The organism is Sinorhizobium numidicum, from assembly GCF_029892045.1.
Classification (GTDB): domain Bacteria; phylum Pseudomonadota; class Alphaproteobacteria; order Rhizobiales; family Rhizobiaceae; genus Sinorhizobium; species Sinorhizobium numidicum.
This window is the reverse complement of sequence record NZ_CP120368.1, coordinates 1,405,295-1,423,370: the sequence shown is the minus strand read 5'-3', so window position 1 is coordinate 1,423,370 and position 18,076 is coordinate 1,405,295. Positions and strand designations below refer to the sequence as shown.

The following is an 18,076-nucleotide window of genomic DNA, read 5'->3' as shown; positions in this document are numbered from 1 at the left end:
CCATGGAGGCAAGGATGCAGGACCTGAATGATATCGCTCTCTTCGCGGCCGTCGTGAAGAACAACGGCTTTAGCGCCGCCGCACGCGACCTGAATATCCCGAAATCCAAGCTCAGCAAGCATGTGGCGCGCCTGGAGGAACAATTTGGCGTTCGCCTGCTTGAACGCTCGACGCGCAAGTTGCGAATGACCGAAATCGGTCGTGTCTTCTACGAACATTGCCAGGGACTTCTGGAGGGCGTCGCGGCGGCGGAGGCAGAAATCGCCGCGGTTCGCGCCGAACCGACGGGAATCGTGCGGCTCGGCTGTCCGGTGGGCTTCACGCCGATGGTTGCCGACATTCTGCCGGCGTTTCATCGCAGGTACCCGGGTGTCCGCCTGCTGATCACGGCCACCAATCGACGCATAGACCTGATCGAAGAACGAATTGATGTTGCGCTGCGCGCGCGGGGGGAGCTCGATACCGACAATCAGTTGATCGTTCGCAAATTCGGCCAAGTGCGGGAGCGGCTAGCCGCAAGCCCGACGCTTCTTGCCCGTCTCGGAGAAATCACCACCGACAATCTGGCGCAAATGCCGACGCTGTCGATGAACGAGCAGCACCCCACGGATATCTGGCGGCTCGTCCATGCCAGTGGAGGGAGCATTGAAATCGCCCATCGGCCGATCGTCGGATGCAGCGACTTTCTCATTCTCGAGCGCGCCGCGATCGAGGGCATGGGGATAGCGCTGCTGCCGGATCACATCTGCGAACGCGCCTTCCGCACCGGCGTGCTCGTCCCCGTCTTGCCCGAGTGGACATCCGGCGATGTCATGGTCCACCTCGTCTTCCCATCGCGCCACGGCCTGTTGCCAGCCACCCGCGCGCTGATCGACTATCTGGCGGATAATCTTTTCAGCGCGCTCGCCAAGTGCCGAGAAATAGACCCGAGGCCAGCGACGTCGTTCGACATCTGATGCGATGCCGCATGGCCGAACATTCGGCGCATGGCGCATAACTATCGGCCATGGAGCCTGAACCGAGGCGCCACGCGCCTGATGAGGCGGACCAATTCGCGCAAATGCTTGAAAAAATGGTGCCCCCAGAGAGACTCGAACTCCCGACCTACTGATTACAAATCAGCCGCTCTACCAACTGAGCTATAAGGGCACTTTCAGTGCTGGGAGTTACCATATTCTGATTCCGTGTAAAGCAAAAATGCGGTTTCTCCCAATTTTTCGAGTGCGTTCCTTGCGGCGCCGTGTCAGAAAAAGCGAGCGCTGCGTTGACCGCCGCTCTGCCCCGCAATGAGGAACGGACTGAGTTCATGGCCCGCAAGTTCAGCTCTCTCGCCTTTATCGCCTCCCCGGCAGAGGAGGCGCAGAAGGCAGCCGAAGATCTCAAGGCCATCTACGGAAATCATGAGCCGGATGAGGCCGATGTGATCGTTGCCCTCGGAGGCGACGGCTTCATGCTGCATACGCTGCACAGGACGATGAACACCGGCAAACTCGTCTATGGCATGAACCGCGGCTCGGTCGGCTTCCTGATGAATCGGTACAGCACCGAACATCTGCACGAGCGCATCGCCAATGCGGTCGAAAACGCCTTTCATCCTCTGGAAATGCGAACGACAGACGTCAACGGCAATGCTTTTACGGCATTGGCGATCAACGAGGTCTACCTTTTCCGCCAGTCCTATCAGGCAGCGAAGCTGCGGGTTATCGTCGATGGCAAGACACGGCTTGATGAATTGACCTGCGACGGGCTGCTGCTGGCGACGCCCGCAGGCTCGACCGCCTACAATCTTTCCGCACATGGGCCGATCCTACCGCTGGAAGCGCCGCTTCTGGCGCTCACCCCGGTCAGCCCGTTCCGGCCGCGGCGCTGGCGGGGTGCATTGCTTCCCAATCGCGTCACCGTAGAGATCGAGATTCTCGAGGCGGAAAAACGGCCGGTCAACGCGGTCGCCGACCATCAAGAGGTCAAATCGGTCGTCAAGGTCTGGATCGCCGAGTCGGAAAAATTGACCGCACGGATTCTTTCCGATCCGGATCACTCCTGGTCCGACCGCATCCTGGCCGAACAGTTCTCCAATTGAAATCACACGTTGCAAGGCGAATGTGATATGGTTCAAAAGCGATAGCTGCCGGACGATCGTCCGATCGTTACGAAGGATCAATCGACGATGCACAAGGCCCTGTTGTTTGCTCTTTGCCTTGCCCTGCCCGCGGGCGGATTGTGGGCGCAGGAAGCGGACATCGTTCCGTCGAATGTCATCTTCGTGACCAGCACCGGCTATTGGGAAGAGAGCCAGGGCGCGCTCCTGCCGGACGATGAGCCCGGGCAGACCGGCAGCACGACGGCGAAGGGCGCAGACGGCCAACGTGGCTACTACAAGCTCATCGCCGTCCGTCAGTCCGACGGCACCGCACGGATACACCTTCAGCAGATCGCCTCGACGCCGGCAGGCCCCGAGGTGATTTCTTCCGCCGAACTGGACGAGTTCTCGGCATTGAAACCGTATGTCACGGACATTCGGCCGGAAACTTCGACCGGCATTACGCGGCAACCGGGGATGTTTGCGACCGTTTATCTGAAAACGGATCCGTCCGCCACGGAACCGGAGTCCTGGACGGTGCTGATCGACGACCTCGGCGACATCAAGATCGAGCGCGCGACGAACTGAAAATCGACAAAGAAAAGGGCCGGACGCAAGCACCCGGCCCTTGCAATAAAAATCGCTTCGCGGCCAGTGATCAGTTCACGTCTTCGACGACCGCATCGGCACCGCCGCTGACCCGATGGGCAAGCGCTGCCTCCATGAACTCGTTCAAGTCGCCATCAAGCACATCGCCGGGGCTCGTGCTTTCGACGCCCGTCCTGAGGTCCTTCACCAACTGGTAGGGCTGGAGAACATAGGAGCGGATCTGGTGGCCCCAGCCGATTTCGGTCTTCGAAGCCGCTTCGGCGTTGGCCGCGTCCTCACGCTTCTTGAGCTCGGCCTCATACAACCGCGCGCGCAGCATGTCCCAGGCCTTGGCGCGGTTTTTGTGTTGCGAGCGCTCCTGCTGACACTGCACGACGATGCCGCTCGGCATATGCGTGATGCGCACGGCGGAATCGGTCGTGTTGACGTGCTGGCCGCCGGCGCCCGATGAACGGTAGGTATCGATGCGGCAGTCGCTTTCGTTGATGTCGATCTGGATCGAGTCGTCGACGACAGGATAGACCCAGATGGACGAAAATGACGTGTGGCGACGGGCATTGCTGTCATACGGCGAAATCCGCACAAGCCGGTGGACCCCCGACTCCGTCTTCAACCAACCATAGGCATTGTGACCCTTGACGAGGAGTGTCGCCGACTTGATGCCGGCTTCTTCCCCGTCCTGGATCTCCATGAGTTCCACCTTGTAGCCCTGCCGCTCGGCCCAACGGGTATACATGCGAAGCAGCATGTTCGCCCAGTCCTGGCTTTCGGTACCGCCGGCTCCCGAATGGACTTCGAGATAGGTGTCGTTCTGGTCCGCCTCGCCGGAAAGCATGGCCTCGACCTGCTTCTTCGCAGCCTCATTGCGCAGTTGCTTGAGCGCCTCCTCGGCCTCGGCGACGATAGCCGAATCGCCTTCCTCTTCGCCAAGTTCGATGAGCTCTATGTTGTCGTTGAGCTGCTGCTCAAACCGGCGCAAGTTAGTGACACTGTCGTCGAGCTGCTGGCGCTCGCGCATCATCTTCTGTGCCTCGGCGGCATCGTTCCAGAGCGACGGATCTTCCGCCTTGTTGTTCAACCAGTCCAGCCGTCTTACTGCCTGATCCCAGTCAAAGATGCCTCCTCAGCAGGCTTATGGCCTGCTTGATTTCGTCGACAATATTCTCGATTTCGCTGCGCATGATCCTGCTTCTTGTGTGCCTTTGAAGAATTTGACGCTCAAATAGCGACGCCCGCCGCCGATGTAAAGGCGACGGGCAGCTATAGGGCAGGTAAAGGTCAGAACAGGCCGTTTGAGCCGGAAGTCACGGCCTGATTGGCCTGGGGAGAGTTCTTAAGAATCTCCTCCGGCGGCACATACTGGTCGAGACCGCCGATGACGGAGAAGGTATCGGCGGGGCCCGTCCCCGGCTTGAAAGCTTCGATGATCGTGTCCGGCTCGCCCTCTACGGCGGCCATGCCGGTCTTGCGATTGACCGGGATAAGGCTCATGCCCTCAGGCACCACAAACTTGCTCGGACGCGTCCCTTTGACTGCCTCCTGCATGAAGGCATTGAAGATCGGCGCCGAAAGGCTGCCGCCGGTGGCACCGCGGCCGAGCGGTGCCGGATTGTCGAAGCCGAGATAGAGACCTGCAACAAGATCGGGAGTGTAGCCCACGAACCAGGCATCCTTCTCGTCGTTGGTGGTGCCGGTCTTGCCGGCGATCGGCCGGTCGAGCTTGATCTTGCCCGCGGCCGTTCCGCGCGAGATCACCCCCTCCATCATCGAGGTGATCTGATAGGAGGTCATCGGATCAAGGACCTGTTCGCGGTTGTCGGTCAGCACTGGCTCTTCCTGAGCGGCCCAATCATTGGCATTGCAATTGTCGCAGGTGCGATCCTCGTGCCGGAAAATGGTCTTGCCGTAACGATCCTGAATACGGTCGATCAGCGACGGCTTGATCTGCTTGCCGCCATTGGCGAGAACCGCGTAGGCGGAAACCATCCGCAGCACCGTCGTCTCACCGGAGCCAAGCGACATGGAAAGAAGCGGCGGCATCTTGTCATAGATCCCGAAACGCTCGGCATATTCCGCAACGAGGTTCATGCCCATGTCGTTCGCCAGCCGCACCGTCATCAGATTGCGCGACTTTTCGATGCCGAGGCGGAGCGTCGACGGGCCGGCGGAGCCTCCGCCGTAGTTTTCCGGACGCCAGACCTGGCCGCCGGCGACGATCTCGATGGGCGCATCGAGGATGACCGAAGCGGGCGTATAGCCGTTATCGAGCGCCGCTGCATAGACAAATGGCTTGAAGGAGGAGCCGGGCTGGCGCATTGCCTGCGTGGCGCGGTTGAATTCCGATTGGCCGTAGGAAAAGCCACCGACCATCGCGAGCACACGTCCGGTATGGGGATCCATGGCAACCAGTCCGCCCTGCACCCTCGGCGGCTGGCGAAGGCGATATTCGCCCTGCTCTTCCAGCGGCTCGACATGGACGACGTCACCGGGGCCGACGACGCCTTCCGGCGATTTCGCTGTCTTGCGCTGACCACCCGCCGAGCGATAGGCCCATTGCATGTTCTTTGCCGAAATATGTCCCGTCACACGTTCCGCGACGATCTTTCCGGACGCTTCCTTAGCCGGCTGAATGCCGATCTCCGCCCCCTCACTGTCGACCGATAGCACGACAGCGAGCTTCCATTCCGGGACATCGCTCAGCATGGGGATATTACCGAGCGGCTCACCCCAGTCGCCGCCAATCTCGATCGTCTTGATCGGGCCGTGAAAACCGCGACGCTCGTCATAGCTCAGGAGCCCTTCCTGCAGCGCCTTGCGTGCCACGATCTGCAGGTTCGGATCGAGCGACGTACGCACCGAAAGCCCGCCCTCGTAGAGGGCATTGTCGCCGTATTTCTGGATGATCTGCCGGCGTACCTCCTCGGCAAAGAAGTCCGAGGCGAAAAGGTGGGCCCCGCCGCGCCGCGGGCTGACGCCGAGCGGCTGCCTCTTCGCATCCTCGCCGTCCGCCTTGGTTACGTAGCCGTTTTCAACCATGCGGTCGATCACCCAGTTGCGGCGCTCGACCGCGGCTTCCGTCTTGCGGAACGGGTGGTAGTTGGCCGGGCCTTTCGGCAAGGCGGCGAGATAAGCCGTCTCGGCGACGGTCAGCTCCGTCACCGACTTGTCGAAATAAGTTAGCGCAGCGCCGGCAATTCCGTAGGAATTCAGTCCGAAGAAGATCTCGTTCAAGTACAGTTCGAGAATGCGGTCCTTGCTGTAGGCCTGCTCAATGCGAAAGGAGAGGATCGCTTCTTTGATCTTGCGGTCGATCGTCTGGTCGGAGGTCAGCAGGAAGTTCTTCGCGACCTGCTGCGTGATCGTCGACGCGCCGACCGGACGACGGCCGGAACCGAAATTCTGGACATTGACTGCGATAGCGCGGACAAGGCCGGTAATGTCGACGCCGGGATGCTGGTAGAAATTCTTGTCCTCGGCCGAAATGAAGGCGGCTTTGACGCGATCCGGTATCGCCTGGATGGGCAGATAAAGCCGACGCTCCCGCGCGTACTCAGCCATCAGCGCGCCGTTGCCGGCATGAAAACGGGTGGTTACCGGCGGCGCATATTTGGCCAGCACTTCATAGTCAGGCAGGTCCTTGGTGACAGCACCGAGATAAACCGCGACGGCCGCGGCGATGCCAAGCAGCAGAAACGCACCAATGCCGAAAAAATATCCAATCAGTCTGATCATCAGTCAGATACCGGTACCTTATTGTCGTCCATTGCCAGGTCGCCGAGTGCTTGAAGGCTCCGTCTTCCGTGAACGAAATCGACTTCGCCAAACTCTTCCATCAGAAATCGTCTGGTATCAGCTACACGCGTTTGCGGCTTCCTCATATGGCGAGGAAATTCAAGCATCAACACCGTTTCCCGACAAATCGGAGCGGCTATCTCCTAAGTGCCCGGATTGTGAGTAAAATAGGGCTGATTTCCGATTATCCCGTGCGCATCCTGTTGAAAAGCATATCGCTGTTACCCGCGCGACACAAATCACTTCCGGAACGCAAGCGCCCGCCGAGCCCGCGCAATACGCCCGCCGCGGGCGACATGAACTCAACCGCCGTTCGCAACCGCTGTCTGCCGGTAGCGCTGAACCGCAACCGCAAGCAGTTCTGACACTTTCTTGCGCCATTCCGGATCGAGCAATTGCTTCTCGTCGTCCTTGTTCGACATGAAACCTATTTCCAGCAGGATAGAGGGTACATCCGGCGCCTGCAGGACACGGAAACCGGCATGGCGATGCGGATTGTTGATCAGCTTGATCTGTCCTTCGAAAGAAGAAACGACGCTACGCGCGAGATTGACTGAAAAAGCCTGGGTTTCGCGACGCGTGAGATCAATGAGAATATCCGCAACCTCCGCCGGCTCGCTTTCCAGAGGCACGCCGGCGATTTCGTCGGAAAGGTTCTCACGCGCGGCAAGATCGGCGGCAAGGTTGTCGGATGCCTTATCGGAGATGGTATAGACGGTGGCTCCGCGAATATCCTTCTGCTTCAGCGTATCGGCATGGATGGAAATAAACAGATTGGCACTTCTCTGCCGAGCGATTTGCACGCGCTGAGGCAGCGAGAGGAATTGATCCTGGTCGCGCGTCAGAAATGCCTCGATGCCGCTTTGGCGATTGAGCGTCGCCACCAGTTCCTTTGCGAAAGCCAGCGTTACGTGTTTTTCCTCGGTCTTGGTGAGGCTGCCGATCGCACCGGTATCGATGCCGCCGTGCCCGGCATCCACGGCAATGACGAAGGCGCCGGGCTTCTTGACGGGGGCGATGACCGGTCGATCGGTCTTGACGGCACGTACGGTTCCCGTCCAGCGCTGTTCGCCGAGAAGTTCGTCGAAGCGGGCCTGGTCTATTCTGGCGGCATCAAGCACGAGCCGGAACCCCTTGCCGTCCTCCTCCGACTTCACTTCCGCATGCGTCACCTCGGTCGGCCCCTTCGCGGAAAGCACAAGGCGCGACGCCCCTGCTCCCATCCCGCCATAGCGGATGGCATCGAAGAGCCCACGCGGTTCGAGGCTCTCCGGCTTCAAGCCAAAGGACGTCTCGGGCAGGTCGACGATGACGCGAGGCGGATTTGCAACATAGTGAATCGAGAACTCCGGTTTGCGATCGAATTCGATCACAAGGCGGGTACGGGCGTCGTCGCCGGCGATCCGGGCGCCGAAAGCGAGCAGCGGAGCTGGCTCGGCGGCCCCCACTGCGGCAATCGGAAGCGCTAAGGCAGCCACCACGGCAACCGCAATTGCTCGCATTCGGCAGCGCCACGCCGCTATCGCGCACACGGAACGCAGCTCTGCTGCTGAAGGCTCTACCACGCCCTGTCTCCCATAAGTCCTCTCAGATGCCAGCGGCGGCCTTTCGGCACCAGCCGCCATCACCCCAACCAATGAACCTTCATGGTTAATCAAACCTTGACAAGGCCTTTGGATGGGCACTGCGCGACGCGGCTCGGCGGGTTGATTCTCTTCCTTAACGTCAATTTTCACCGGGGCAACCGAATCGATCAATATTGTGGCGGCAAAGGCTTTTCCCTTGCCAATGTGACATAGAAAACATAAAAGCGTCACAAGGAGAAAGTGTTGACGGGATAGAATCGTCGGCCGGGCAGCCGGAGCTTTCCAGAGCTTGGCGCCAGGGAGTGATCGAGCCGGAACAGCCGGTTGCAACCGTATCATACTTCCGCGGCCGCAGGTGTTCATCCGCCGTCGCTGCATTTCCTCCCCGTATACTGGATCGCAAATTTCCGGCGGTGGCCGGAGTTCTTGATGGTGATTCTCACCACTGCCCCACGCGGGCAATTCATCGGACCTCCCTAAGGTCCAGGACATTGGCATTCTTGTTTGGTCTTTGATGTGACTCAGCAGTATCGGTCAGAAGTAAAGAGGCCCCGGGACATGAACGTTCCGGCTGCCGTCTGTCTGCTGCACCATCACCTGCGCCAAACAGGATATTTCACATCCGGCGCAGCTTCTAACGTGTTTGGCAGCCTTCCCAAGGAAGCAGGTCTGTCTCCCGTTGCAATGTTGCGCCGAGGAGCACAGCTTAGATGGCAGAGAAAATGCTTATCGATGCGTCTCACTCAGAAGAGACGCGCGTCGTTGTCGTTCGCGGGAACCGCATAGAAGAATTCGATTTCGAATCGGAACATAAGAAGCAGATCCGCGGCAATATCTACCTGGCGAAGGTGACCAGAGTGGAGCCGTCGCTCCAGGCGGCCTTCGTCGATTACGGCGGCAACCGCCACGGTTTTCTGGCTTTCGCCGAAATCCACCCCGACTACTACCAAATTCCCCTCGCCGATCGTCAGGCACTGTTGAAAGCGGAAGCCGAAGAGGCCCGCCGCGATGACGATATCGAGCCGGTTGAGACCGCAGCCGATCGGAAGCCCGCATCCTTCGAGGCGGAAGCCGACGCGGTGATGGAGCCAGAGGACGCCGAAGCGAGCGAGGCGGGAGAAGAAGTGGCCGAGCTCGAAGCTCCGGCGGAGAAGCCCAAGGCGAAGGCTAAGCCAAAGCGTGCGCGCCGCACGAAAGCCAAGGCGGCGGAGGAGGCGGCCGAGACGGACGCGAGCGCAGAGTTCAGCGAAGAAGGCAGCAGCGGCGGCGAAATGGCTGCCATGGTCGATACCGATTCGATTTCCGAGGAAGTCGATCCGCGCCACCGCCGGGACGAAGACGACGACGACTACGGCCATGACGGCGAGAAGGAAGTCATCGAGTCCGTCGGTGCCGAAGATGCGATGGAAGAGGTTCCCGACCGCCAGATTCGCAGGCCGCGCAAACAATATCGTATTCAGGAAGTGATCAAACGCCGGCAAATCCTGCTGGTTCAGGTAGCGAAGGAAGAGCGCGGCAACAAGGGTGCGGCGCTGACGACCTATCTCTCGCTCGCGGGCCGTTACTCGGTTCTGATGCCGAATACAGCACGCGGCGGCGGCATCTCCCGCAAGATCACCAACCTGCAGGACCGCAAGCGCCTGAAGGAAATCGCCCGCGGCCTCGAAGTGCCGCAAGGCATGGGTGTGATCCTGCGTACGGCCGGTGCGAACCGCACCAAGGTCGAAATCAAGCGTGACTTCGAATATCTCATGCGCCTATGGGAGAACGTCCGCACACTGACTTTGAACTCGACCGCCCCCTGCCTGGTTTATGAGGAAGGCAGCCTCATCAAACGCTCGATCCGCGACCTCTACAACAAGGATATCAGCGAGATCATCGTCGCCGGCGAAGAGGGTTACAAGGAAGCCAAGAGCTTCATGAAGATGCTGATGCCGAGCCACGCGAAGGTCGTTCAGCCCTATCGCGACGTGCATCCGATCTTCTCGCGTTCCGGCATCGAAGCGCAGCTCGATCGCATGCTGCAGCCGCAGGTCACGCTGAAATCGGGCGGCTATATCATCATCAACCAGACTGAAGCGCTCGTTTCGATCGACGTGAACTCCGGTCGCTCCACCCGCGAGCACTCGATCGAGGACACCGCCCTTCAGACGAACCTCGAGGCAGCCGAGGAAGTGGCACGACAGTTGCGACTTCGCGACCTCGCCGGCCTGATCGTCATCGACTTTATCGACATGGAAGAGAAGCGGAACAACCGCTCCGTCGAGAAGAAGCTCAAGGACTGCCTGAAGAACGATCGGGCGCGCATCCAGGTCGGCCGGATCTCGCATTTCGGTCTGCTCGAAATGTCGCGCCAGCGCATTCGCGCTTCGGTTCTGGAAAGCACGATGCAGACCTGCCCGCACTGCAACGGCACGGGCCACGTCCGCTCGCAATCCTCCGTCGCCTTGCATGTCCTGCGCGGTATTGAGGAATATCTGCTCAAGAACACCACGCACGACATCACCGTGCGGACGATTCCGGAAATCGCGCTCTACCTGCTCAATCAGAAGCGCAGCTCGATCATGGATTATGAACAGCGCTTCGGCGTTTCGATCATCATCGAGGCCGATGCGCATGTGGGCGCACAGCACTTTGCAATCGACCGCGGCGAGCCGGTCGAAAATCCGGTCAAGATCGAACAGCTCCTGCACTTCGGACCAGAGCCGGAAGAAGATGAAGAAGAGATCGTGATCGAGGACGATCTGGACGAAGAGGACGCGGAAGAGAAGCCGGCCGAACGTGCGGAGCAGCAAAAGACGCAGTCGGACGGTCAAGCTGAGCGCAAGCGTAAGCGCCGCCGCCGCCGGCGCGGCAAAGGCGCAGCTCAGGCGCCGGAGGCAGTCGCCTCCGAAGCCGGGGACGCCGGTGACGACGAGGCTGACGAGACCGACGAAGCCGAGGAAGAGAGCGACGTTCGGGACACTGGGACTTTAGCCGACGACAGCGAGCAAAAGCGCAAGCGCCGCCGCCGTGGCAAGCGGGGCGGTCGCCGCAACCGACTGGAGCAGTCGGAAGACGAGAGCGAGGTTGCAGCCGAGGCCGGTGACGAGGAGGCTGGCGGCGACGATGCGGATCGTGCCGCGGCCGCTTCGGTAGAAGAAGTCGCCGCAGCTCCCGCAGTCTCCGCCGCGGAAGAAGTGATCGAAGAGCCGAAGCCCGCAAAGCCGAAGCGCAGCCGCAAGAAGGCGGCAAAGCCTGAGGAAGCCGCAGAGGACATCGACGCGGCCGCCGGGAAATCCGTCGAGGCGCAGCCGGAAGCCGCAGACGCAACGGCTGTCGAAGAAGCCGCTGCGGACCTCGAAGGCGCAAAGCCGGCGCGTGCAAATCGCGACCTGGCAACGATCGCCTCCGAGCCGGTCATCACGTCGAACGCGCCGACCAAAACAGAGGGTAATGACGACGAGCAGGCCAAGCCCAAAAAGGGCGGCTGGTGGCAACGCCGCGGTTTCTTCTGAGAGGAAGCAGGTCAACTGAAACAAAAAAGCCCGGAGTGTTCCGGGCTTTTTTTGTGAGGACCACTGCATGTTTCCTTAAGCGGAGCCGATTTAAGGACAAAAACATGCAGCAGTTCAAAGTGCTACAGCGTCCTTTTGTGCGTCTGAAAAATGCACGCGCTGCAGGCCCTCTCCTACGCCAGCCAGCGCGTTATCCGGTCCATCGCTTCCGCCATCTCGGCCGCGGATCCCGCATAGGAGAAACGCATTGTGCGGTGGCCTTCGAGCGGGTCGAAGTCGAAGCCGGGTGTCGCGGCGACATTGATCTCTGCGAGCATTCGACGGGCGAAGACCATGCTGTCGTTCGTGAAACGGCTGACATCGGCATAGGCGTAGAAGGCTCCATCCATCGGCGAGACGATCGAAAAACCGATCTGCGGCAGACGCTCAAGCAAAAGGTCCCGGTTAGCGGCGTAGGCCCTCTTGTAGCCGTCGAGTTCCTCATGTGCGCCAAGCGCTGCCTCGGCAGCGATCTGCGAAAGCTCCGGCGGCGAGATGTAGAGGCTCTGCGCGATGCGCTCGAACGCACGCACCTCTCCCTCTGGCAGCACCATCCAGCCGATGCGCCAACCGGTCATGCAATAATACTTGGAGAACGAGTTGATCACAAACGCATCGTCGGCAACTTCCAAGGCGGTGGTTTCTTCGCCGGCGAAAGTCAAGCCATGGTAGATCTCGTCGGAAATGAAAGCGATCGATTGTGCGCGGCAGTAGTTAGCCAGAGCCTTCAGGCGCGCCTTTCCTGTCACCGTTCCGGTCGGATTGGCGGGGCTTGCAAGGAGCACGCCCTTCAGCGGCTTGCCAGCACGCGCTGCCGCGCTCTCAAGGCTATCGGGCGTCAGTGTGAAGCCGGTCTCGGCATTTGCCTCAATCTCGATCACGTTCAAACCGAGCGCGGCCATGATGTTGCGATAAGCTGGATATCCCGGCCGGGCTATGGCGACCCAGTCCCCCGGATCGAAGAGGGCGAGGAACGCGAGGTTGAAGCCGGCCGACGATCCGGTGGTGACCGCAATCCGCTGCGGATCGAGCGTGATGCCGTGGCGGCTATGGTAATGGCGTGCAATCGCAGTCTTCAGGGACAGGGTGCCGAGTGCGTCCGTATAGCCAAGTCGGCCATGCTCGAGCGCGCGCCGCGCCGCCTCGAGAGCGGCCTTCGGGGCGGGATGGGTCGGCTGGCCCACTGCCATCGAGATTACCGGATGGCCGGCATCACGGCGCCGCGTGGCTTCCGCCAGCACATCCATGGCGTGAAAAGGCTCGACGGCGCTGCGTTTCGACATCTCTACCAATGGCAAATTCCTCATGAGTTGGCTGCATTCCGCCCCTTTGCCTGATCGCTTTCGGCTTCACAAGTCCGCGAGTGCCGCATTTCCGCCGATATTGCCGTTTCGTTTCATTGCGGCTCACTCTATGCTCCCACCAAACCGGTGCAAGCCGGGGATGAGGCGCGGCTTCTCGCCCGCATCCGGTCTCATTTATTAGGACCCATCGCGGTGTTTTTGGTTCATCGAACCGAAAATCACCGTGATCAAGTCATTGTTGTCTTTCAAACAGGCGCATTGACGCGCTGCTAAGAAATGGACGAAAGACAGGGCACGGAAAGACAACGAGGAAAGAATGACGTTCAACAGGAAGATGATTGCCGCCGGAACGCTGATCGCGCTTGCAACCGGCATCGCCCTGCCCCAGTCGGCCGCAGCGCTTGATGCTAAGCAGAAGGAGGAGTTCGGCGCCTTCATCAAAGAATACCTGCTTGCCAATCCGGAAATCATGCTGGAGGTCCAGGAAGCGCTTGCAGCCAAGCAACGGGCCAAACAGCAGGAAGCAGCCGAGGCGGCGATCGCCGAGAACAAGAAGGCGATCTTCCAGTCCGCTTACGACGTGACGCTGGGCAATCCGCAAGGGGATGTGACGATTGTTGAGTTCTACGACTACAATTGCGGTTATTGCAAACGGGCGCTCTCCGACATGGATGAGATTCTCACCAAGGACAAGAACGTCCGCTTCGTGTTGAAAGAACTGCCGATTCTCGGCCCCGATTCGCTCGCAGCCCACAAGGTCAGCGCCGCGTTTCGGCTGATCGCGCCCGAAAAATACGGAGACTTTCATCGCGCCTTGCTCGGCGGCGAAGAGCGCGCGACGGAGGAAACGGCGATTGCCGTCGCCGCGAAGCTCGGTGTCACCGAAGAGCAACTGCGGGCGAAGATGGAAAAGGAACCGAATGACGCTGCCGTGCGCGAGGCCTATACACTCGCCAACGATCTCGGCATCACCGGCACCCCCTCCTACGTCATCGGCAACGAGGCGGTCTTCGGCGCCGTGGGAGCCGCTGAAATCGAAACGAAGGTCGCAAACATGCGCAGTTGCGGCAAGACCGTCTGCTGACCACTCTCGAGGGCCGCTTCTTCCCAGAATCACCGTGACTTGTGGACAAATCCCGCGAGGACCCTAGGGGCTTTTCCTCGCGGAACCATCAGTCTATAGGTAACCCTCCATTATCTGACCGGAATCCCTTATGCCCTCGACGATTTTTGTGCTGAATGGCCCAAACCTGAATGCGCTCGGCAAGCGCGAGCCAGGCATTTACGGCGGCCAGACGCTGGCCGACATCGAGGCAATGTGCAAGTCTGAAGGAAAGTTGCTCGGGTTCGAGGTCGACTTCCGGCAGTCGAACCACGAAGGCACGCTGGTCGACTGGCTGCACGAGGCGGGCGACAAGGCCGCCGGCGTTGCCATCAATCCCGCCGCCTACGGACACACCTCGATCGCCATGCACGATGCCATTCGCGCGATCACGGTCCCCGTGGTGGAACTGCATCTTTCCAACATTCATGCGCGTGAGGAATTCCGGCATAAGTCGATGATCGCACCGGCCGTAAAGGGCGTGATATGCGGTTTCGGCGCGCAGAGTTACATTCTGGCGCTGCATGCGCTAAAGAACCTGACAGACAAGTCGAAATAAGAAGAACACGAGGCTCATATTCCCATGGCTGACAAGAAACCGAGTATCGACCAGGCGCTGATCCGCGATCTCGCCAATATCCTCAAGGATACCGACCTGACCGAGATCGAGGTGGAACAGGAAGATCTGCGCATCCGCGTTTCGCGGAACGGCACGCCTGTCGCAATGCCCATGCCCGCCTATCAGGCGTCGCCCGCGGTCGCCGCAGCGCAGCCCGCCACGGCCGCTCAGCCTGCCCCCGAGACCGGACGTAACTCGAAGAACGCAGTAACGGCGCCCATGGTCGGCACCTGCTATCTCGCGCCGGCTCCGGGCGCTCGCCCATTCGTCGAGGTCGGTGCGACGGTCAAGGAAGGTCAGACTATCCTGATCATTGAGGCGATGAAGACGATGAACCAGATTCCGTCTCCTCGCTCCGGCAAGGTTATCGAGATTCTCGTGCAGGACGCCGCCCCGGTCGAATATGGCGAACCCTTGATCGTGATCGAGTAAGGCACGGTGGCGATGATCTCGAAAATCCTCATTGCCAATCGCGGCGAAATCGCTCTGCGCGTCCTGCGGGCCTGCAAGGAACTCGGCATTGCAACCGTTGCCGTACATTCGACGGCGGACAGTGACGCGATGCATGTACGGCTGGCAGACGAGAGCGTCTGCATTGGTCCGCCGCCGTCGCGCGAAAGCTACCTGAACATTCACCAGATCGTCGCCGCCTGCGAAATCACCGGCGCTGATGCGGTGCATCCGGGTTACGGATTCCTCTCCGAAAACGCCAAGTTTGCGGACATCCTCGACGCCCATGACATAACCTTCATCGGCCCGACGGCCGAACACATCCGCCTCATGGGTGACAAGATTACCGCCAAGAAGACGGCGGAGAAGCTTGGCATTCCGGTCGTCCCCGGTTCCGACGGCGAAGTAAAGCCCGAGAACGCCCTTGAGGTCGCCCGGGAGATCGGCTTTCCCGTGCTCATCAAAGCCACCGCCGGCGGCGGTGGTCGGGGCATGAAAGTCGCCAGGAACGAAGCCGATCTCGAACATGCCGTGGCGACCGCGCGTACCGAAGCGGCGGCGGCGTTCGGCAATGACGCGGTCTACATGGAGAAATTTCTCGGCAAGCCGCGCCATATCGAAATCCAAGTCGTGGGCGACGGCGAAGGCAATGCGATTCATCTCGGCGAACGCGACTGCTCGTTGCAGCGCCGCCACCAGAAGGTCTGGGAAGAGGCTAATTCTCCCGCTCTCAACGTCGAGCAGCGCATGAAGATCGGACAGATCTGCGCCGACGCGATGAAGAAATTGAAATATCGCGGCGCCGGCACGATCGAGTTCCTTTACGAAAACGGCGAGTTCTATTTCATCGAAATGAACACGCGCCTCCAGGTGGAACATCCGATCACCGAAGCGATTACCGGTATCGACCTCGTGCACGAGCAGATCCGCGTCGCATCCGGCGCCGGGCTTTCGGTCAAGCAGGAAGACGTCGTTTTCTCGGGCCATGCCATCGAATGCCGCATCAACGCCGAGGATCCGCGCACTTTCGTCCCCTCCCCGGGCACGATTACGCATTTCCACGCGCCCGGCGGCCTCGGCGTGCGTGTCGACAGCGGCGCCTACCAAGGCTACCGTATTCCCCCTTATTATGACAGCCTGATCGGCAAGCTGATCGTTCACGGGCGGACACGCGTCGAATGCATGATGCGCCTGCGCCGCGTGCTCGACGAATTCGTCATCGACGGCATCAAGACGACGCTTCCGCTTTTCCAGGACCTGATCAACAATCAGGACATTGCCAACGGTGACTACGACATCCACTGGCTGGAGCACCATCTGGCCACGACATCCGCATAGGATACTGCTTTGAAAGGGCCGCGCAGCAGACAACCGGACATAACGCCGGACATGCTGTTGCGCGCCTATTCGATCGGCCTGTTTCCCATGGCCGATTCCGCCGATGATCCGGAACTTTTCTGGGTCGAACCGGAAATCCGCGGCGTCATACCGCTGGATCGCTTCCACGTCTCACGCAGTCTTGCCAAGACGATTCGCAGGCGCCCCTTCGACATTCGCTACGACACGGCTTTCGAAGCGGTGGTGGACGGATGTGCAGCACCCGCACGTGACAGGCCGACGACCTGGATCAACGATAAGATCCGCTCTCTTTATGCTGCACTTCACCATATGGGTTATGCCCACAGCGTCGAAGCCTGGGAAGGCAACACGCTTGTCGGCGGCCTCTACGGTGTCTCGCTAGGAGCAGCCTTCTTTGGCGAGAGCATGTTCTCGCGACGCAGGGACGCTTCGAAAATTTGCCTCGTTCACCTCGTGGAGCGGCTCCGCGCAAAGGGCTTCCAGCTCCTTGATACGCAATTTACGACCGAACACCTGAAATCGTTCGGAGCGATCGATGTGCCTAAAGCCGAATATGAAGTTCTGCTCGCGAAGGCGATCGCCTCGCCGGATCTTGCGTTTTAGGTAGATCCGCTTCTGATCGCCGGTCCGGTCTTAGCCGCTTCCCGTTGAATGAGCGCTATTGCTTCGCCGCTGTATCCGGCGGGGGCAGGTCGGATTTTGCCTTGCAGGACTGCAACCAGACGTCATAGACGGGGTGCTCGACGGCATTAAGGCCCGGGCTATCGGCAAACATCCAGCCGGTGAAAATACGGCGAATCTTGCGGTCGAGGGTGATTTCATCGACCTCTACGAAGGTTGTCGTCTTCGGGGCTTCCGTGTCGTCGCGGCTGTAGCACACGCGTGGGGTTACCTGCAGGGCGCCGAACTGCACCGTTTCGCCGATATAGACGTCAAACGTGGTGATGCGGCCGGTGATCTTGTCGATGCCGGAAAAGATGGCGACCGGGCTAGAAAGGCGCGTGGCCGCCGTTTCCGTGGCGGAAATCAAAGGCAGGGCCACGACAAGAGCAAGCCCCGTCCGGCCGATCCAATTCTGCAGAGAGGAACACGCCATTTCCGCCAGTCTCCCGCGCGCTTTTCGTTCATCCTTGATAGACATCAGGCGCTAACCCGCAAATGTGGCTGCGCCGTGATCGACATGTCTCGTTCGCATGCGTGCAGATTGTGAAAACGCTCAGGAGCGCGGCGTCCAGGCGTCGTAATCACCGGTAACGCGCGGGCGCTGCCCCCTGCCGGCAAGCGATCCCTTCGGGCGATAGGCATAGGGACTGCCGGTCAGGTTCGGGCGATGGGGCCTCTGCCACTCACGCGCGGCATATTTTTCGTCGGCAGGGGAAACATCGGTACGATGATGCATCCAGCCGTGCCAGCCCGGCGGGATGGCCGATGCCTCGGCGGGACCGTCATAGATCACCCAACGGCGCGTCCGGCCCTCGGAATCCTTGCCGCCCTGATAATAGACATTGCCGAATTCGTCCTCGCCCACACGCTCACCATGGCGCCAGGTGTGAAAACGCGTACCGATCGTCTGTCCGTTCCACCAGGTGAAAATCTGCAGCAGAAGTTTCATGGGCATCGTCCTTTTCCGGCCGATGGG

Annotated in this window: 16 protein-coding genes and 1 tRNA gene; 10 read left to right on the top strand and 7 right to left on the bottom strand. The window is 60.1% G+C overall.

All coding sequences use genetic code 11. From position 1 onward, the window contains the following. The first annotated feature begins 14 nt into the window (after window positions 1-14). On the top strand, window positions 15-956 hold the full coding sequence (locus PYH37_RS17895) for a LysR family transcriptional regulator (protein WP_280732810.1): 942 nt from the start codon (window positions 15-17) through the stop codon (window positions 954-956). A gap of 117 nt (window positions 957-1,073) precedes the next feature. Here PYH37_RS17895 and PYH37_RS17890 read toward each other — a convergent pair. Continuing rightward, window positions 1,074-1,149: transfer RNA gene (locus PYH37_RS17890), tRNA-Thr, on the bottom strand. A 157-nt stretch (window positions 1,150-1,306) separates the two neighbouring features. Here PYH37_RS17890 and PYH37_RS17885 point away from each other — a divergent pair. Beyond that, window positions 1,307-2,080 (top strand): NAD kinase, encoded by a 774-nt coding sequence (locus PYH37_RS17885; protein WP_280732809.1) that lies wholly within the window; start codon window positions 1,307-1,309, stop codon window positions 2,078-2,080. Window positions 2,081-2,167: 87 nt separating this feature from the next. Continuing rightward, on the top strand, window positions 2,168-2,668 hold the full coding sequence (locus PYH37_RS17880; RefSeq protein WP_280732808.1) for a hypothetical protein: 501 nt from the start codon (window positions 2,168-2,170) through the stop codon (window positions 2,666-2,668). Between the two features lie 70 nt (window positions 2,669-2,738). Here the strand turns inward: PYH37_RS17880 and prfB are convergent. Continuing rightward, window positions 2,739-3,870 (bottom strand): peptide chain release factor 2 gene (prfB, locus tag PYH37_RS17875; RefSeq protein ID WP_280732807.1). Its coding sequence is split into 2 segments (ribosomal slippage): window positions 2,739-3,800 and window positions 3,802-3,870, totalling 1,131 coding nucleotides; the frame shifts between segments, so codons are not numbered across the junction. A gap of 97 nt (window positions 3,871-3,967) precedes the next feature. After that, on the bottom strand, window positions 3,968-6,421 hold the full coding sequence (locus PYH37_RS17870) for a penicillin-binding protein 1A (RefSeq protein ID WP_280732806.1): 2,454 nt from the start codon (window positions 6,419-6,421) through the stop codon (window positions 3,968-3,970). Between the two features lie 68 nt (window positions 6,422-6,489). On the opposite strand from PYH37_RS17870, the gene PYH37_RS17865 reads away from it, so the two are divergent. Further along, window positions 6,490-6,846 carry a hypothetical protein gene (locus PYH37_RS17865; protein ID WP_280732805.1) on the top strand — a complete coding sequence of 119 codons (357 nt, stop codon included), beginning with the start codon at window positions 6,490-6,492 and terminating at the stop codon, window positions 6,844-6,846. Here the strand turns inward: PYH37_RS17865 and PYH37_RS17860 are convergent. Then, on the bottom strand, window positions 6,784-7,983 hold the full coding sequence (locus tag PYH37_RS17860) for an N-acetylmuramoyl-L-alanine amidase (RefSeq protein ID WP_280732804.1): 1,200 nt from the start codon (window positions 7,981-7,983) through the stop codon (window positions 6,784-6,786). The two genes, PYH37_RS17865 and PYH37_RS17860, sit on opposite strands and share 63 nt — an antisense overlap. Before the next feature lie 794 nt (window positions 7,984-8,777). Between PYH37_RS17860 and PYH37_RS17855 the strand changes: the two genes are divergently transcribed. Next, window positions 8,778-11,564: an Rne/Rng family ribonuclease gene (locus tag PYH37_RS17855; RefSeq protein WP_280732803.1), complete on the top strand. Its 2,787-nt coding sequence runs from the start codon at window positions 8,778-8,780 to the stop codon at window positions 11,562-11,564. Window positions 11,565-11,737: 173 nt separating this feature from the next. Here the strand turns inward: PYH37_RS17855 and PYH37_RS17850 are convergent, their stop codons facing one another. Next, window positions 11,738-12,895, bottom strand: a complete 1,158-nt coding sequence (locus PYH37_RS17850; RefSeq protein WP_280732802.1) for a pyridoxal phosphate-dependent aminotransferase — start codon at window positions 12,893-12,895, stop codon at window positions 11,738-11,740. Window positions 12,896-13,223: 328 nt separating this feature from the next. Between PYH37_RS17850 and PYH37_RS17845 the strand changes: the two genes are divergently transcribed. The 5 genes from PYH37_RS17845 to aat all read left to right on the top strand — a co-directional run bounded on the left by PYH37_RS17845 (window position 13,224) and on the right by aat (window position 17,040). Beyond that, window positions 13,224-13,991, top strand: coding sequence for a DsbA family protein (locus PYH37_RS17845; protein ID WP_280732801.1), 768 nt, complete (start codon window positions 13,224-13,226; stop codon window positions 13,989-13,991). A gap of 130 nt (window positions 13,992-14,121) precedes the next feature. Beyond that, window positions 14,122-14,568, top strand: coding sequence for a type II 3-dehydroquinate dehydratase (gene aroQ, locus PYH37_RS17840; protein ID WP_280732800.1), 447 nt, complete (start codon window positions 14,122-14,124; stop codon window positions 14,566-14,568). 24 nt (window positions 14,569-14,592) lie between these two features. Next, window positions 14,593-15,060 carry an acetyl-CoA carboxylase biotin carboxyl carrier protein gene (accB, locus tag PYH37_RS17835; protein ID WP_280732799.1) on the top strand — a complete coding sequence of 156 codons (468 nt, stop codon included), beginning with the start codon at window positions 14,593-14,595 and terminating at the stop codon, window positions 15,058-15,060. A 12-nt stretch (window positions 15,061-15,072) separates the two neighbouring features. Further along, on the top strand, window positions 15,073-16,416 hold the full coding sequence (gene accC / locus PYH37_RS17830) for an acetyl-CoA carboxylase biotin carboxylase subunit (protein WP_280732798.1): 1,344 nt from the start codon (window positions 15,073-15,075) through the stop codon (window positions 16,414-16,416). A 9-nt stretch (window positions 16,417-16,425) separates the two neighbouring features. Further along, complete coding sequence (gene aat, locus PYH37_RS17825) at window positions 16,426-17,040, top strand: leucyl/phenylalanyl-tRNA--protein transferase (RefSeq protein ID WP_280732797.1); 615 nt, start codon at window positions 16,426-16,428, stop codon at window positions 17,038-17,040. 55 nt (window positions 17,041-17,095) lie between these two features. Here aat and PYH37_RS17820 read toward each other — a convergent pair whose 3' ends face one another. Next, a complete protein-coding gene (locus tag PYH37_RS17820; RefSeq protein ID WP_280732796.1) occupies window positions 17,096-17,533 on the bottom strand; it encodes a DUF2155 domain-containing protein in 438 nt (145 codons plus the stop codon). A gap of 120 nt (window positions 17,534-17,653) precedes the next feature. Continuing rightward, window positions 17,654-18,049, bottom strand: coding sequence for an NADH:ubiquinone oxidoreductase subunit NDUFA12 (locus tag PYH37_RS17815; protein ID WP_280736084.1), 396 nt, complete (start codon window positions 18,047-18,049; stop codon window positions 17,654-17,656). Between the last annotated feature and the right edge of the window lie 27 nt (window positions 18,050-18,076).

Coding starts and splice junctions, on each gene's coding strand:
- aroQ (WP_280732800.1), top strand. CDS start 14,122: ATGCCCTCGACGATTTTTGTGCTGAATGGCCCAAACCTGAATGCGCTC.
- PYH37_RS17870 (WP_280732806.1), bottom strand. CDS start 6,421: ATGATCAGACTGATTGGATATTTTTTCGGCATTGGTGCGTTTCTGCTG.
- PYH37_RS17885 (WP_280732809.1), top strand. CDS start 1,307: ATGGCCCGCAAGTTCAGCTCTCTCGCCTTTATCGCCTCCCCGGCAGAG.
- PYH37_RS17880 (WP_280732808.1), top strand. CDS start 2,168: ATGCACAAGGCCCTGTTGTTTGCTCTTTGCCTTGCCCTGCCCGCGGGC.
- PYH37_RS17820 (WP_280732796.1), bottom strand. CDS start 17,533: ATGGCGTGTTCCTCTCTGCAGAATTGGATCGGCCGGACGGGGCTTGCT.
- PYH37_RS17860 (WP_280732804.1), bottom strand. CDS start 7,983: ATGCGAGCAATTGCGGTTGCCGTGGTGGCTGCCTTAGCGCTTCCGATT.
- PYH37_RS17895 (WP_280732810.1), top strand. CDS start 15: ATGCAGGACCTGAATGATATCGCTCTCTTCGCGGCCGTCGTGAAGAAC.
- PYH37_RS17815 (WP_280736084.1), bottom strand. CDS start 18,049: ATGAAACTTCTGCTGCAGATTTTCACCTGGTGGAACGGACAGACGATC.
- accB (WP_280732799.1), top strand. CDS start 14,593: ATGGCTGACAAGAAACCGAGTATCGACCAGGCGCTGATCCGCGATCTC.
- PYH37_RS17855 (WP_280732803.1), top strand. CDS start 8,778: ATGGCAGAGAAAATGCTTATCGATGCGTCTCACTCAGAAGAGACGCGC.
- PYH37_RS17845 (WP_280732801.1), top strand. CDS start 13,224: ATGACGTTCAACAGGAAGATGATTGCCGCCGGAACGCTGATCGCGCTT.
- accC (WP_280732798.1), top strand. CDS start 15,073: ATGATCTCGAAAATCCTCATTGCCAATCGCGGCGAAATCGCTCTGCGC.